This window comes from Paracoccus sp. UBA5162, assembly GCF_002413585.1.
Classification (GTDB): Bacteria; Pseudomonadota; Alphaproteobacteria; order Rhodobacterales; family Rhodobacteraceae; genus Paracoccus.
This window is the reverse complement of the sequence record NZ_DHXG01000092.1, coordinates 18694-34581: the sequence shown is the minus strand read 5'-3', so window position 1 is coordinate 34581 and position 15888 is coordinate 18694. Positions and strand designations below refer to the sequence as shown.

Genomic DNA, 15888 nt, shown 5'->3' with positions numbered 1-15888 from the left:
GCCGGTTGCGCTGTTCCGCGCCTGTTTTCCGGCGGATCCGTTGCCCGATCTGCCCGCGCGGCTGCGCGAAAGCCAGTCGATCACGGTGGCTCTGGCGGCCTGCGGGATGACCTGGTGGGCGGCGGAACGGGTGACCCTGTCGCCCAGTCACGACGGTTAGTCGGACGGACGCGCCTCGCGGCGTCGGCGCCGCGCCTGGCCGTGGATCAACCTGCCGATCATGCCGATCATCATCGGCGTCTCGACGACGAAGCTGACGCGATCAACCGCGCGCATGGCGCGGAAATCGCGGATCATGTTCTCGGCCTCGATGCGCATTGCTGCCCCTGCCTTGTCCGGAAGATTCCTTGCGCGCGTCCCGTGACGATCCCTTGACGCCTTGGGGACGGTTCCGTGAAGGTTCCGTCGGATGGGTGAATCGACAGCCGTGACATGCATCCGCCTTGCAAAGCGGTTAGCGAGGGATCATGAGACTTGCGATTTACTGGGCGCCGCCGCCGGGGCAGTTGGACGATCTGGCCGGCCGGTGGCTGTCGGGCGAGGATATCGGGACGACAGGCCTGCCGCGCCCCCAACGCGATCTGGTCGCCGCGCCCGCCCGCTATGGCTTTCACGGCACCATCAAGGCGCCGTTCCGGCTGGCCGAGGGTTGCAGCATCGCCACGATCGAAAGCCGGATGGAGCGGCTTTGCGCCAGCCTCGCGCCGGTCGCGCTGCCCGCGATGCAGTTGGCTTGCGAGGCCGGTTTCGTCGCCCTGCGCCCGGTCGCGCCCTCCGAGGCGCTGGCACGGCTGGCCCTTGCCGTGGTGCGGCATCTGGACGACCTTCGTGCGCCCTTGACCGCGACCGAAATTGCCCGGCGCCGCCCCGAAAGCCTGTCTCCGCGACAGCGCGGCAATCTCGATCGCTGGGGCTATCCCCATGTGGCCGAGGATTTCCGCTTTCACCTGACCCTGACCGGTCCCGTTGACGGGGCCGAGGGCCGCGCCATCGTGGCCGCGCTGGCCCCGATCCTCCAGCCGGCCCTGCCCCGCCCCTTTCCGATCGACCGACTTTGCCTGTTTCAGCAGCCCGAGGGCGGCCGCTTTCGCCAGATCGGGGTCTGGTCACTGACCGGAACAGCGAAGGGCTGAGTCGCGCGATCCGGATCACGCCGGCTGCCACGAAGTATCGGGCAGCCGGCCGCGATGCCCGGATCCCAACCCGAAAGGAATGCTTTGTGCCTGCAAAGTTTTTTTGGCCCGGCGCCGGACCGTTTTCCAAAGCAGAATGTCATGCGCCTGCGCCCGATATCATCGACCCGAACCGGCCCGTCCGCAGCCTGCCACCAGCGACTTTGATCCCGGGGTCCGTTTTTTACGATTGAACTTCAATGATATGATAAACCTATATCAAATATTCCTCCAGAACACTCCTGCAATAAAAACGTTTAGGTTATTTAAGCACAAGCAAAATAATTTGACTGAAATATTTTGTCGTATTAATATTGATTTATCGGGTGACCAATCCGCGTTTTTCGTTCTTCGTGGTGCCCTCCGGGGCATGTCTTTCAGCACGGCAGCTTTCGATGCAGTTCGACCTGGCTCTTGCCGACCTCATCCGCCCCTATCTTCTGAAGGGTGAATCGACGGCGTGGCACGCCGCCCTGTCGGTGATCTATGTGGAAAGCTACGAGGCGGCGGCCAGCGATGATGGCACGGTAATCCGCGGGATTGCGCGGTTTTCCGGCAATGTCGACCCGCCCAGCTACGATCCCGTGACCGGAACCTTGCGGGCCGGTGCGGCGAATACCGAAGGCCATCCCCGCAGCCAGCCCGACCGTCGCGAGCCCTGGCTTGACATCACCGATGCGCGGGTCGAGTTCGCGCTGACCGTTCCGCGCGCCGCAGGGCAGATCGTGGCGGCGGGCGTCGCCTCGGTTCCCGGTGGCGCCACCGCCTTTCAGCCGGTGCGCAACCTGCTTTCGGCCCTGGATGCGATTCCGACCGATGCGCCGCCCTCGGATTATCCCGGAACCGGCTTCACGCTGGACATGGTCCTGTCGGGAATCGAGATCCGTCCGCCTTTCCTGAAACCGGCGAAGATGGAGGCCAACGGGCTTCTGGTTCCCGACGATTCGCGCCCCGATGTCGTCTTTCATCTGCCAAGGGTGAAGCTGCGCCTGTCGCAGGGTTCGGGCAACAACGCGGTTCTGGACGTGGCGCTGGTGTCGCTGGGTGTGGCGGGGCTGGACGATCCCGGCGACCTGGCGGCGGTCGAGATGATCCGGATGCAGCCCGCCTATGCCTTCATCGGCAGCGGCCGCGTTGTGGGCTTCGCCTTCCGATCGGCCTTTCTGGATCTGGCCGACGGCTATACCCCGCCCGAGGTTCTGGACCAGTTCGGCTTTGACGAAAGCTGGACCGGGCTCTTCCTGCCCGAGGTGCGGATCTTCTTTGCGCCCAACGGGGCCGAGGATTTCGCCGTCAATGCCGGGGTCGAAAACCTGCTGATCGGTCTGGGCCAATCCTCGGGCATCACCGGCGATTTCGATGTGGCGGTGATCAATCAGGGGTCGGGAGATCTGGCCCTGTCGGCCCGGTTCTTCGACCCCGAGGGCCGCGCCATCGGCATCACCCGTCTGACCGACACCACCGCCGAGGCCCGCCTGCCCGCAACGACCCGCATGGTCGTCGATGTCACCGGAGGGCGTGCGCCCTTTACCGTCAACGCGAATTTCGACGGTGCCGATCACGCCGGAATGCTGCATTCGATGACGGCGACCGCGGCCGCCAAGACGGTCACGATCACGGCGCGCGACACCTCGTCCCCGGTCAAGCAGAAGGTGTTGTCCATCCGCGTCATGCTGCGGCAGGCGATCTCGGTCGAGCCTGCGCCCGGCGCGCTGCCCGATCTGGCCGCCAGTCTGCGCACCACCTCGATCACGCTCGACGGGCAACCGCAGGACGCGCCGCCGCTGCGCCTGGTGTCGGACGGCGGCAGCGGGGTGGTGATCGGCGTCGATGGCGTGGCGCCGAACGCCGCGACCCAGTGGCAGATCGACGGCGCGCCCGCCGGTGCCTCGTCCACGCTGAGCCTGGCTCTGGCGGGGGGCGAGACCAAGACGGTGCGCGCCGCCCTGCCCGGCCAGACGATCACCTCGATCGACGGCTATTTCCGCTTTGATCACCCGCCGGTCGATGACGTGGTGACATTCTCGATCAATCCGCTGAACACCTCGGCCGATCAGGCGACCGATCCGGCCGCGACCGCGCCCTGGAAGCCGCCGGCACGGCAGTTCCTGGCCCAGTGGCGGCAGGTTCTGGCGCGGATCACCCCGAAGACCGTCACCATCGAGGGCACGGCAAGCTACGAGAACGACGATCAGAAGGCGAAGTACAATTACCTGCTGTCGCAGCGCCGCGCGCAGGGTCTGGATGCGCTGATCCGCAACGATCCGGCGCTGTCGGGCTTTACCGTCAATTTCCTGCCCGTGCCCGTCGCCGCCAGCGCCCAGCCGGCAGGCGCCTGGACCACGGGCTGGAAAACCCATGGCAGCCCGCGCGAGCAATGGTGGAAGGCCAATATCCGCGATTTCTCCGTGACCCTGCCCGGTCCGGTGATCGAGGGCGAGGCGAGACGCCCCGCCGCGCCCGAGCCGCCCCCCGCGGTGCCGCCGGCGCGCGATGTGCCGCCCGACAATCCGCCGCCACCGCCATGGTTCCGCCAGGCACGGCTGAAGATCCGTATCGTGCAGGATCAGTTCGTCGCCGTCGAATTGTCCGGCCAGGTCGATTTCGAAACCGCGCTGGAATCGCAGATGGACACCTCGGGCGGCAACACCATCCCCGACATTCGCGGGCTGGGCAACAATCCCGCCGACGGGATCACCGATTTCCTGTTTCTCTACCAGACCGATCCGGCCAGCCAGACCGACGAGATCAAGCTGTATATCGGGGCCGATCCCAACGACCGCGACGGGCTGGTGATGACCGGTCAGTTGCAGGGTCAGGCGCTTGAGGCCCCCAATACCGCGCGCAACATCCTTGGCATGACGACGATCTTCACGCCGCTTCTGGCCGAAATCGCGCCCGCCAATCCCGCCGATGGCGGCGTCGCGCCCATCATCCTGTCGGCCGCCGTGATCGCCCTGCCCTCGGCGCTGGCCGAGATCCGCATCGACGGGACGCCGCTTCTGAATGTCGAACGTGTCGTGCTGTTCGGCGGCGAGGGCAAGTTCCGCCGCGTCGGCGACCGGTGGGAAACCGTGATCCTGTTCGACGTGGAAACGGCGATTTCGGCCCGGATCAAGCTGGGCGGTTTCCTGCTGCTGGAAATCCCGCGCGATACGCCGCTGGCGGTGCGCTACAAGGCCATCGGGCTGAAATTCGGCCAGCCTCCGGGATCGACCGCCGGCTGGGAATTGCGGCCGGTCTTCGATCAGTCCAAGGGCTATACCATCGACGTCTCGGGGCCGGGCCAGATTCGCCTGCCCGATCCGCTGGGCAAGATCCTGCAGGTGCTGGGCGCGCGCATCGCCCGGACCAACCCGCTGAACTTCGAGATCGACCTGGGCTTTGCCGTCGATCTGGGCGTGATCACCGTCGAACGCGCCCGCGTCCGCCTGCCGCTGGACCCGCTGGGACCGCCCGAACTGACAGCCTTCGCCGCCGGGCTCAAGGTTCCCGGCGTCCTGGAAGGCCGCGGCTATATGGAGATGAACAATTCCGGCGGCGCGATGGAGATCAAGGGCGGCATCGACGTCTCGCTGATCCCGATCAAGCTGCGCATCGCAGCACAGGTCGCGGTGGCCCAGATCCCCGCGGCCCAGGGCGGCCCCGCCACCGGCGTCGCCATCGCGCTGGAGGTGGAGTTGCCCGTCGCGATCCCGCTGGCGCAATCGGGCTTCGGCATCTACGGATTCCTCGGCCTTTTCGCGATGCATTACGGGCGGGACGAGGACGGCATCACCTCGCTGACGCCGGCGCTGACATGGCTGAAGGACCGGGCGCAGGGCGATCCCACGAACCTTCAGGCCTGGAAGCCGCAGGTCGGCCGCTGGGCCTTTGGCGCCGGGATCACGCTGGGCACGATGGGCTCGCCGGTGATCTTCAACGTCAAGGGCATGTTCCTGCTGGAACTGCCCGGACCGCGCATCATGCTGATGGTCAAGGCCAAGCTTCTGGCGGTGCTGCCGGAATTGAAGGACAAGAACGCCGAAGGCACCTTCATGTGCGTGATCGACCTGGATTTCGGGCGGGGCACGCTGACCATCGGGCTGTCCATCGACTTCTCGATCAAGCCCATCGTCGAGATCAAGATCCCCATCGAGGCCTTCTTCAACCTCAAGTCCGGCGGCGACTGGCACGTCTATCTGGGCACATTCGCCGGCAGCGATCTGCAGGGCCGTCCGATGCCCGGACCGATCCGGATCCGGATCTTCGAGGTCTTCGACGGCGCCGGCTACATGATGGTGTCGGGGCACGGCATCCCGTCCTACAAACCCACCTGGTCGAATTTGCCCGCCTTGCCGCAGGTGCAGGGAACCGCCCTGGCAACCGGGCTGGAAGTCTCGATCGTCTGGGGCAACACCTCGATCAACCTCTATCTGCGGGTGACCGCAGGCTTTAACGCGGTGCTGGGATTCGAGCCGTTCTATGTCGGCGGCCTGCTGTATCTGCGCGGCGAATTGAAGCTGTTCATCATCTCGCTGTCGGCCTCGGCCGGTCTGGCCGTGCAGATCGGCCAGCGCATCGACGTGATCGGCGGCGTCGAGGTCAAGACCGAGATCGCGCGCATCGACGGCGAGGTCTGCGGCGAGCTGGACCTGTTCTTCTTCACCCTCAAGGGCTGCGTCAATTTCCATCTGGGCGAGCAGAACCAGATCCTGCCGCCGGCGCCCAGACTGGTCACGGCGGCCTCTCTGGTGGGCCGTTCGCCGGCGCTGGCCATGGGCACCGGCACGGATCGCAAGATCGACGCCAAGATCGGTGATGCGGTGGCGGCGACCGCCCAGCCCGCGGCCGATGCGATGCCGGTGGTGCCGATCGATTCCATTCCGGTCATGGTCATGTCGGCGACGCCTCGCGACGACGCGCTGACGATCTTCGGGGAAGATGTTCTGGGCTCGCCCGGCGCGCCTGCCGACGGCTTTGTCAAGCGCGGCGATTTTTCCTATCGCTACGATCTGAAGACGGTGACGCTGGAAACCGCCGATGGCGGCCCGGCCATCGGCGGCGGGTCGGCGCCTTCGGTCTGGTGGACCCAGAACGCGCCCGCCGACGCCAATCTGGCGGCGCAGCTGGCGCTGCTGAACTGGACGCCGAACCCCGCGCCCAAGGCGCTGGAGCGCACCGAATTCCAGGAACAGTCCATCCTCGAACGCTGGGGCACGATCTGCAACGACGCCGCGCCGGCCGCGCCCGTGCTGTGGACCTTCAACGATGAACCGCTTGGACCTTCGGAAAGCGGGTGGCGGCTGAAGGGCGTGGCCTGGCCCGACCCGGGCGGGACCGAGCGGTCCGAGCCCGCCGACGACATTCTCGAGGTTCGCGAGACCTGGCGCACCGGCGATCGCGATCTGGACCGCGCGCGCGGCATCGTCCCTGCCATCGTGCAGGGCGGCAAGGTCCGCTGCCTGCCCCGGCAGGACGGAAATACCGGCGCCGGCGGCAATCGCCGCCTTGCCGATGCGATGCTGACCGGACCGCTGGCGGACCTGATCCGCGCCGGCCGCGACCGCATCCTCGTGCCGCCGCTGGCCGAAACCGCAAGCCGGGCTACCAGCCTCGGCACGGGCGCGGCGCCGGGCCGCTTCCCGGACCGGCTCGCGGCCGAGACCGCCCGACTGAACGCGGCGACCGAGGGCAGCACCGGCAAGCGCCGCAACGACCGGCTGGACGTGCCGCGGCTGACCCTGTCCCAGGTGGTCCAGAACCTTGCCCAGGGCAGCGCGGTCCATCGCGCCTCGCTGGCCGCCAGCCTGACGGATAACGGGGATGGCGGATCCAATCCAGACGGGCCGAATTGCGACGGTCGGGTGCTGGCTTCGCCGCTGTGGGATACCGGTCAGCCGGTCGTCTTCGGCGATCGCAGCAAATCCGAAAGCATCGCCGCCGAACTGGATCTGATCGGCCACAAGCACGGTCCCCTGTCGGACGTGATCGACCTGGCCACAGGCGAGATCGCCGAGGGCGTGATCCTGATGTGGGCCAATGAACGGCTGCTGAACAAGGAATCCGGGCGCGGTCGCAATCTGACGATCCATTACCTTGACGACGACGGCGCCGTTCTGGACGAACGTCCCGTGCTCCTGTCCGACATGCTGATGCCCGGCACCTTGCTGCCACCGCGCTGGATCGACATGGCCGGCCCGTGGATCGAGGATGTCTTCCACGCCGTTCTCTATGCCAACACGATCCTGGGGCGGGTGCCGGTTCTGGTGACGCTGAAGCCGCCCGCCGGAACGCAGGCGGTCCGCATCGGCGTTCTTTATTCCGACCTCAAGACCGCGACGGCGATGGAACAGCTTGGCCGGCCCTATTACATCGCCGGGATCGAGTTGACCCGCATGTCCGAACTCAGCCGCAGCGACTGGGACGAAACCCAGATCACCCGCAACCGCGGCGTTGTCGAAAGCTTCCTCGGACCGGATTCGGCCAGTGTCGCGCTGATGCTGCCGGGCAAGACCTACAAGGTGACGACCGTCACCGGCGTGCAGGTCCGCAATTCGGAAGGGCAGGTGCAGACCGAGACGGACCAGACCGAAACCTTCTGGTTCCGCACCGATGCAAGCGCGCCGGCGCGGCTGGATCCGTGGATGCTGTGCACCCTGCCCGACGAAAAGGAACAGCATGTCTTCGGCCACGAGGCGATCAAGCTGGTCTTCAATACCAACGATGTGGATCAGCTTTATGCCGCCTATGGCAAGGAATTGCGGGCACGCCTGAAGGCGGCATCGTTCCGCCAGGTTGACGAGCCGGGCGTGCAGCACCCCCTGCCCATCGGCGACGCCACGCTGGAGCCCGTCTCGGCCACCCATCTGTCGCCCTTCGAGGCAGTGCTGACCGAACTTCTGAAAGAGGCCGGACCCTGTATCGCCGTCGATGAGACGCGCGCCCGCCATTCCATGCTGGAGATCCCGATCCCGATGGACCCCCATACCGATTACGTCCTCGATATCGAGGCCGTCGATATCGGCGCCGCGCCGAACACCACCGGCCAGCGCGTGCTGCGCAAGCCCTTCTCGACCGGTGCTTTTGCCTCGACCGAGGACTTCGCGCTGCAATTCGCCGCCACCCGCACCGAACATCGCGCCGTGGCGCCGGGCGCGATGCAGGCGATCGGCGTGCAATTCGCCGCCCGTCAGCCCGAGGGTCCGGAACTCGACAGCGCCATGATCGCCGCCGGGCTGGAACCGATGCCGGTGCCGGATCGCCCGCGCATCGTGATCTTCTGGGAACAGGCCGGCCCCGCCGCTCAGCCCGCCCCTGCCGCCGTGCTGATCGACGCATCCGAACCCCTGCGCCGCACAAGGATGCTGCCACGAGAGATCGCGAGCGATGACGAAACACCGGTCACGCGGCTGGAACTTGTCGCGCAGGAATGGCTGAACGTGGCCGAGGGGCCGGGCAGCGACGCGATCATCGACCGGCTGATCCACGCACCCGGCGCGCAACGTCTGCTGATGACCCTGAAACCCGGCTCGCGCGGCAAGATCCTGCAGGCCGATCTGGTCCGCCGCGCCTTCCCGCTGCCCTATCTGGACGGCGCCGGGGCCAGCGATGCGCGCTATCCCATCCTGGCCGAGACGCTGGCCCGCGCGCCATGGGAGGAAGAGGACTGACATGGCACCGCCGCGCATCTTCGATCCGACCGCATTCAAGGCGCAGGGCGCGCTGATCACCACGCGCGCTCTGTTCAAGGGCTTTCCGCGCCCGCCCACCGATCTCAGCGACGCGCCGCGCCTGGTCTTCCTGCGCTGGCAGGTCAATCCGCGTATCGGGATGCCGGTCGAACCGTTCAAGGTCTGGCGCCGCCAGGCCATCCAGGTCGAGGAAACCGCGATCGAACCCGAACGCCTGACCCTGCCGCCGCTGGGACAAATCCATGTCATGCCCGAGCCGATGGTGTCGCTGTCGCTGGACCTGCGCGCCGGATCTTCGGGCGCGGCGGGCAATGTGGTCTTTTTCGCCGACGGCATCGGGTTCGAGAACATCCTCGCGATCCTGCCCTATAATCTGGGCGCGAACGGCGCGACCGTGATGCGCTTTCAGGCGGCCTACGTCACCGCGGTCCTGATCCTGGGCACTGGCAGCGTGCAGGGTTTCGCGGGCCTGCCGCAATCGGCGGCCGACAAGATCGGGGGATGGGAGTTGGTCGAAACGGTCGGGCTGCCGGTCGATGAAGGCGGCTGGTCCGATCTCGCCGACCAGAACCACGGCGTCAAGCAGGGCCTGGTGGGCGCCGAGGTGCCGGCGCCTGACGCCGCAGCCCAGCGATATGCGCGCGGCATCAACCCCTTCGGCTGGCACCAGACCTTTCCCACGGGCGAGATCGCGCCCGCCTGGACGCTGCCGTCGCCCAAGGATCTGATCGCGGATGCCGACACCCAGCTTTTGCCCATGCTGCACGAGGCGATGCGGCTGCCCCCCGCCGACCAGGCCGGGTTCACCCGCGATTTCCAGATCAACCCGCCCGAAAATCCCTCGGGCCAGCAGATGAGCGGCGATCCCGGCCGCGCCACCATCGCGCCGCTGACATTGCTGCAGATGACGGTTTCGACCGATCCGTTGCAGGCCGTCACGCTGGGGTTCGGAACCGGCTATCTTTACGAGGACATTCCCGGCATCACGCTGGGCGCGATGTCGTTCTTTGATGACAAGGGCGTCAGCGACTGGGATTTCATGGTCACCGGCCTGTGGCGCGGCGAGGGGATGCGGGCCGGGCGCGAGGTCGAATTCGCGGCCCTGATCCCGCGACCGCGCCTGGTCCTTCCGCCACCCGCCCCCGCCGATCTGGCCCTGGATTTCCTGGGCCACCACCAGCCCGCCGCGCCAGACGGACCCTGGAGCGCGGCGACGCGGCTGTCCTGGGAACGGCTGCCGCTGGACAATCTGTCGCGCGTGGCCAGCTTTGCCGCCGGCCGGGCCGATCTGGCGCAGCCCGGACAGCCCGCCCATCCGCTGATGGAACGCCGGGCGACCGCGCCCGGCCATCTGCCGATCGGCGATGCCCGCAATCCGCAGGATCCCGAACCCACGCGGCAAAGCGCCAGCGACAGCTTCTATCCGATCCCCAACGATCCGGGCAGCGTCAGCGCGCGCTATGGCATCGCCACCCAGAACATCTTCGGTATCTGGTCGCCCTGGGTCGTCACCGCATTCGATTCCAGCCAGCCCGATCCGGATGCCGTCCAGATCGTCGATGCCAATCTGGTCCCCACCGATCCCGGTCCGCCGGCCACCGTCTGCCCGGGCGAATTGCGGGTCGAGATCGTGCTGGACTGGCGCGCGCGGCGCCCGGCCTCGGTCGCGTTCCGCGGTCGGCTTTTCGCCTCGGCCACGCGGCACGACGATCCGCCCGCCGGAATGCCCGGCGCGGTCCAGACCGATCTGGCCGGGGCGACCAGGATTGTGACGATCAGCTTCGCAGGCGACGTGCCCAGTGTCGCGGGCGGCAGCATCCTGGCGCTGAACTCGCAGGGCGACGCCACCGTCGCGCCGGGCCCCGCGCAGGGCAGCAGCCGGCGCTATCGCCTGATCGTGCCGGGCTTCTCGCTGGATTACGCGGCCACGCCCCATATCGGGCTGGCGCTGTCGGCGCGATTGCAGGAACGGCTGGCGCCCATGCGAACCGGCGCCTGGTCGCCGCCCAAACTGGCCTATGCTTCGGATCCGCGTGCACGATTGACCAACATCATGCCGATCGTTCCGCTGACCAGCCTGCCCGATGCGGGGGGCCAGGGGCACGCGCGGCTGTCCTGGGCCGCCCTGCCCGGCGCCGCCGGTTACGTCGTCTATACCTCGAACGAATTCACCCTGCTGGATCGGACCGGGCAACCGCGCGCCGCCCCCGACGCCACTCTGTCCCAGCGGCTGGTGGCGATGCAGGCCGCCTTCGATGCCGATCCCGACCGCAACGCCTTCACCCGTGTCAACGACACGCTTCTGACCGCGACCAGTCTGGACGTCGCGATCCCGCGCGGCTCGCAGGCGATCCATGCCTGGATCGTGCTGCCCGTCAGCGCCGGCGGCACCGAGGCGCCCTGGCCCATGACCTCCAGCGCGATGATCGTCTATGCCGCGCCCAAGGTGGCCGAACCCGCGCCGCCCCGGATCGAGGTGCGCCGGATCGAACAGGGCGCGGGCTTTGCCGCCCGCATCCGGGTCGAGACGCGGGCCGATGCGGGCGCGCGGCCACGGCATCTGAAACTGTATCGCACCCGCGTCGCCGACGCCGCCCGCGCGCTGGACAGCATGGGATTGCCGGTGGCCGAGATCTCGGCCTCGGGCGGGGGCTGGTCCACGACGCCGCCCGCGCCCGCCGCCGATGGCTGGATCGACGTGGCGACGGGGACGGACGCGCCGGGCGGATCGTGGAAACATGTCTGGTATCGCGCCGTGGCCCTGGCCGACGGCCTGCCGCAAAGGGGCGTGCTGGGCGGCCGGTCGCTGGCCTCGCCCGCGGTGCCGGTGGTGATCCCGCCCGCCGGACCGCCGCCGCTTTCGGCGCTTGCGCTGAGCTGGCCGGGCGGCGGTCCGGGCGATGTGCTGGCGAGCTTCGCAACCGATGCGCCCGTGGCCGAGACGCCGCTGGGCGCCCATATCCTCGAGGTCGAGGCGCTGGAACAGGGCCTTCCCGCACCGGTCATCCGCCGGCGGATCGCCCTTGCCGAAATCGCCGCTGCCGCGCCCGCCGCGCCGGATTCCGGCCTGTGGCGCAGCGCGCCGGGGCAATATTCGCTGCTTTTGCGGCGCGCCGACGTGACCCATTCGGCCAGCCTGACGATCCGCCTGATCGACCCGCTGGGCCGGGCAAGCGAACGCGTCGCCGCGATCGGGCCCGGCGTGCTTCTGCCGCCGCCACAGATGTCCGAGATCGACAGTTTCTCGATCGCCGGGCGCGGCAAGGTCTTTACCTTCACCCTCGCGAATACACGCGACGACATGATCAACGGCCAGCCCTGGCGCCTGCGGATCGAGCTGGCACCGGCAACGATCGTCCCGCCGACCCGCTTTCCGCGTCGGGGCGTGCCCGGAGGCCTGCCGGGCCGGGGAATTCCCCTGCCCGGCGGCGGCCTGACCATCCGCGGACGGACCCAGTTCACGCTGTCGGACGGCAAATGGATCTATGACGCGGCGCTTGCCTCGATCCCGGTCACGGCGCCGGACGAAACCTTCGCCGCCGCGCGCCAGCGGGTGGGCGACAGCCTGCGGATCTCGATCATGGCGAAATCGGCCCTGCGGGCGGTTTCAGCCACGATCACCGGCCCGGACGGGGCCAGCGACAGCAAGAGGGTCAGGGGATGATGACGATCGGGAAAGGACCGCAGCGATGGTGACCGTCTTCACATTGACGCCGGCGGCGGCCGCACAATCGTTGCAGGATAGCGGGCTCGATGCGCTTGGCCTGACCGCGCCGCGCCTGGCGGCTGCCTGGGGTACGGCCAATCCCGGCTTCGACGCGGCAGGGCTGCGGCTGACGCCCTCGGGTTCGGCGCGGGCGCCCTGGTTCGGGGTTCTGGAATATCTCGACAATGGCGCGGCCTTTCGCGATGTGTCCGGCGCACCGATCATCGGGCCGGTCGCGGTCTTCCGGCTGCATCCGCAATCCGCCCAGCGGCTCGAGGCGCTGGCCCAGGGCCGCTATGGCCAGCCCGGCCAGCCGCATCACCGCATCATCCCCGAGACGATGGTGTTCACCGGCGCGGTGCCCGCCCCGGACCGGTCGCCCCAGACCTGGGAACCGGGCGATACACTGCCCCGAACCGAGCCCTACAGCTTTCACGACCATCGCGGGCTGATCGTCGATCCGGTCGCGGTGGCTGCCCTGTTCGACGACCTGATGACGGCGTTTCCGGCGCTGGATGCCTCGAACGGGGCGGCGCGGAACGGGGCGGGTGGCGTGGCCAGCATCGCGGGCCTTGCCTCGGGCATCCAGGTTCAGATCTGCGATCTTCATGGCAAGCCCTATATCGCGATCCCCGGCGGGCCGGGCGTCGAAGGGCGCAACGGCGGCAATCCCGCCGGGACGCCCGACGGCAACGGATTGATCGAGCCTGCCCCCGGCGACACGCTGACCGGGACCGGCACGGCGGCCGCGGCGCGGCTGCGACTGGGCTGGGCCACGGGCGGGGTGATGGGCGCGGGGCCGCTGGCGCTGCCGACGCTGCCTGCCGGCGTCACGCTGCCCCGGCAATTCCTGCGCGCCTTCGCCACCGATCTGGACTGGCACCTGCGCGGCAATCGCAGCAATGCAACCGTCAGCGGCGTGCCCGCCGATGACGGCAAGATGCCAGCCGATCTGCAACCACAGGTGCGCGACGCGATCACGGTGGATTACCTGACCGACGGTCCCGACCTGCTGGCCGAATCCGGCCGCATCATCACCCGCACCGGCGGCGCGCCGGGCAGTCCGCTGGTCTTTGCCGTGGCGCCGCTGATCGCGGACGGGGTCGGCCTGCCGCCGGCTGTCGGAGGCCCCGGCCACTGGCCAGCCTTTCCCGCGCCCGACACGGCGGCAGGCTTTGCCACCGGCAATGCCAACCCGCTGGCCGGGGCAAGTGCCGCCTGGACCGCAGGCACGGATGTCGTCGTCAGCCTGCCCGCCGATCTGGTTCCCGACGGGGCGTCGGTCCGCATCTATGCGCAACGCTTTCAGCTGATCGATTCGATCGGCGAGGCGCCATCCTTCCTGCGCGGCGATGGCGGCACGGCCATCGCCGCCGGGGGCCAGCCCACACGGATCCTGGTCGGCAATCCGATGGCGCTTGCGCCGGGCGATCCCAGACCCAGCCCGGCGGTGCTGGTCTTCGATCTGGTGGTGACGCCGCGCCGGGGCAGCCGGCGGCTGTTCGCCAACCGCCGGCTGGATATCGCGGCAGGCCCGGCCGCGCTGCCGCCCGACCCCTTTGGCACGCCTGATCCCATGGCCGCGCTGCCGCCCGCGATCAAGTCCGTCTGCCCCGCTCCGATCTTCGGGATGACCCGGACCACCAATCCGGCCGGGGGCCTGACGAATCCCATCGACATCGTCCGCGCCCTGGGCAACGAGACCGAGCCGCGCGAGGGCCCGCGCCACGCCACGATGGGCCGGCTGGAGGGGATCACCGTCTCGGGGATCGGTAATGTGCAATTGCAGGCCGGGCTGGACTGGGACGGGGTGCTGTCGGGCGCCCGCTGGACGCGCGAGACGCGCTGCGCGCTGATGCGCGAGGGCAATCCCGGCAATCCGGCCGGACCCGATACGCATGTCTCCGGCGTCCGGGTGACGGGCGCTCTTGGCTATGACCTGGCCCGCCATGCGGTCAGGCGGGTGCAGCCGATGCTGCCTCTGCCGGGCGGCGCCGCGGCGGGAACCTCGCCGGGCTGGATCGTCATGTCGGGCGGCAACAACATGAACCCGCCCGCCCCCGATCCCGCAAATCCGCCCGCGGCGGGAACCTCGGCCGGGGTGCTGCTGCAAACCGTGGCGGCCATCGCCGAGACGCCGGAACTGTCGCTGCTGCCGGCGGGCAACCCGCTGGACAGCGGCGCGCCGATCACCTTCGACCAGCTTCTCGACGACATCGCCGGGGCGCTTGGCATTCCATCGCCTTCGGGCAGCATCACCGTGGCCAACGAGAATCGCCTGATCAACGAGGTGCGGCGCGAATATTTCCTGTCCCGCGACGGGGCGCGGGATGCGCTGTGGTCGCTGGCCCGCGCCATTCTGGAGGCCGAGGAACTGGTCTATATCGAAACCCCCGGACTTGCCCGCACGGCGCGGCCCCAGGGCACACCCGCACCCCAGGAAATCGACCTGATCGCGCTTCTGGCGCAGCGCATGTCGGCGCGGCCCAATCTGAAGGCGATCATCGTCACCCCGCGTGACGGAGACCTGATTCCCGCTCCCTTCGCCCGGCGCGCCTTCGCGCAGCGCAAGGAGGCCTATGACACGCTGTCCGCAGCCGCGCCGGGCCGGGTGGCGGCCTTCCATCCGAAGGGTTTTCCCGGCCGGGACGCACTGATCCGCAGCACCATCGTCATCGTGGACGACATCTGGTCGCTGACCGGCGCCAGCCATATCCGCCGCCGCGGCATGACCTTCGACGGCAGCGCCGCGGTGGCCTCGTTCGACCGCGACATCGCGCGCGGCTACAGCGTCAAGGTGCAGGGCCAGCGCGTGGCCGCCATGGCCGCGCGACTGGGCGTGGCGCGGATGGATGCCAACGGTTCGCCGGTGGCGGAATTCCTGCGACTGGCGCGACCGGCCTCGGCCTTCTCGCTGATCCGCGACCTGCTTGCACAGAACGGCGCGGGGCTGATCCAGCCCTTGTGGCACGGCCCGCAGGACAATGCGGTGCTGCCGCAGGATGACGACGTGGCCGATCCCGACGGCACGAACGGCGCACCCGCCGGACTTGGACTGGCAGCATTCCTGAGCGAGGCCTGAACGCCGGCCGGGATCCAGTGCCGGCCGTGCCGCGTGGTGCCCGCCGCTCGTCGGCGGGGCAGGAATTTGATCCATGTCCCTGCAAGGCCACAGGCCCGACGATCCGTCGCCCGCCGCCTCCGGGAACGGCGTTGCCGTGCACGGTTTGCGAAGCGCGCCGCCGGTTGCTACATGCAGCGCAACCATACCCGAAGGCAAGTGATGACCCCGCGCCCCGACCCGGACAGCCAGCAGACCATCCGCGACGCCGCACGC

At 68.6% G+C, this 15888-nt stretch carries 5 protein-coding genes; 4 read left to right on the top strand and 1 reads right to left on the bottom strand.

The window, feature by feature from the left end; translation table 11 throughout:
* Positions 1–156: 156 nt before the first annotated feature.
* Positions 157–318 carry a hypothetical protein gene (locus tag B4A72_RS15160; RefSeq protein WP_292956089.1) on the bottom strand — a complete coding sequence of 54 codons (162 nt, stop codon included), beginning with the start codon at positions 316–318 and terminating at the stop codon, positions 157–159.
* Positions 319–467: 149 nt separating this feature from the next.
* Between B4A72_RS15160 and B4A72_RS15155 the strand changes: the two genes are divergently transcribed.
* The 4 genes from B4A72_RS15155 (at position 468) to B4A72_RS15140 (ending at position 15633) form a co-directional block, all read left to right on the top strand.
* Entirely contained in the window at positions 468–1133 is a 666-nt protein-coding gene (locus tag B4A72_RS15155; protein ID WP_292979029.1) for a DUF1045 domain-containing protein, read from the top strand.
* 365 nt (positions 1134–1498) lie between these two features.
* The gene (locus B4A72_RS15150) at positions 1499–8824 is read left to right on the top strand and encodes a hypothetical protein (protein WP_292979027.1); all 7326 of its coding nucleotides are present in this window, start codon (positions 1499–1501) and stop codon (positions 8822–8824) included.
* Between the two features lies 1 nt (position 8825).
* The gene (locus B4A72_RS15145; RefSeq protein WP_292979025.1) at positions 8826–12509 is read left to right on the top strand and encodes a hypothetical protein; all 3684 of its coding nucleotides are present in this window, start codon (positions 8826–8828) and stop codon (positions 12507–12509) included.
* 25 nt (positions 12510–12534) lie between these two features.
* Positions 12535–15633, top strand: coding sequence for a hypothetical protein (locus tag B4A72_RS15140; protein ID WP_292956077.1), 3099 nt, complete (start codon positions 12535–12537; stop codon positions 15631–15633).
* Positions 15634–15888: the final 255 nt, after the last annotated feature.

What these genes read in the sequence shown, in the direction of transcription:
- B4A72_RS15145 (WP_292979025.1), top strand. Translation starts at nt 8,826, where the DNA reads ATGGCACCGCCGCGCATCTTCGATCCGACCGCATTCAAGGCGCAGGGC.
- B4A72_RS15140 (WP_292956077.1), top strand. Translation starts at nt 12,535, where the DNA reads ATGGTGACCGTCTTCACATTGACGCCGGCGGCGGCCGCACAATCGTTG.
- B4A72_RS15160 (WP_292956089.1), bottom strand. Translation starts at nt 318, where the DNA reads ATGCGCATCGAGGCCGAGAACATGATCCGCGATTTCCGCGCCATGCGC.
- B4A72_RS15155 (WP_292979029.1), top strand. Translation starts at nt 468, where the DNA reads ATGAGACTTGCGATTTACTGGGCGCCGCCGCCGGGGCAGTTGGACGAT.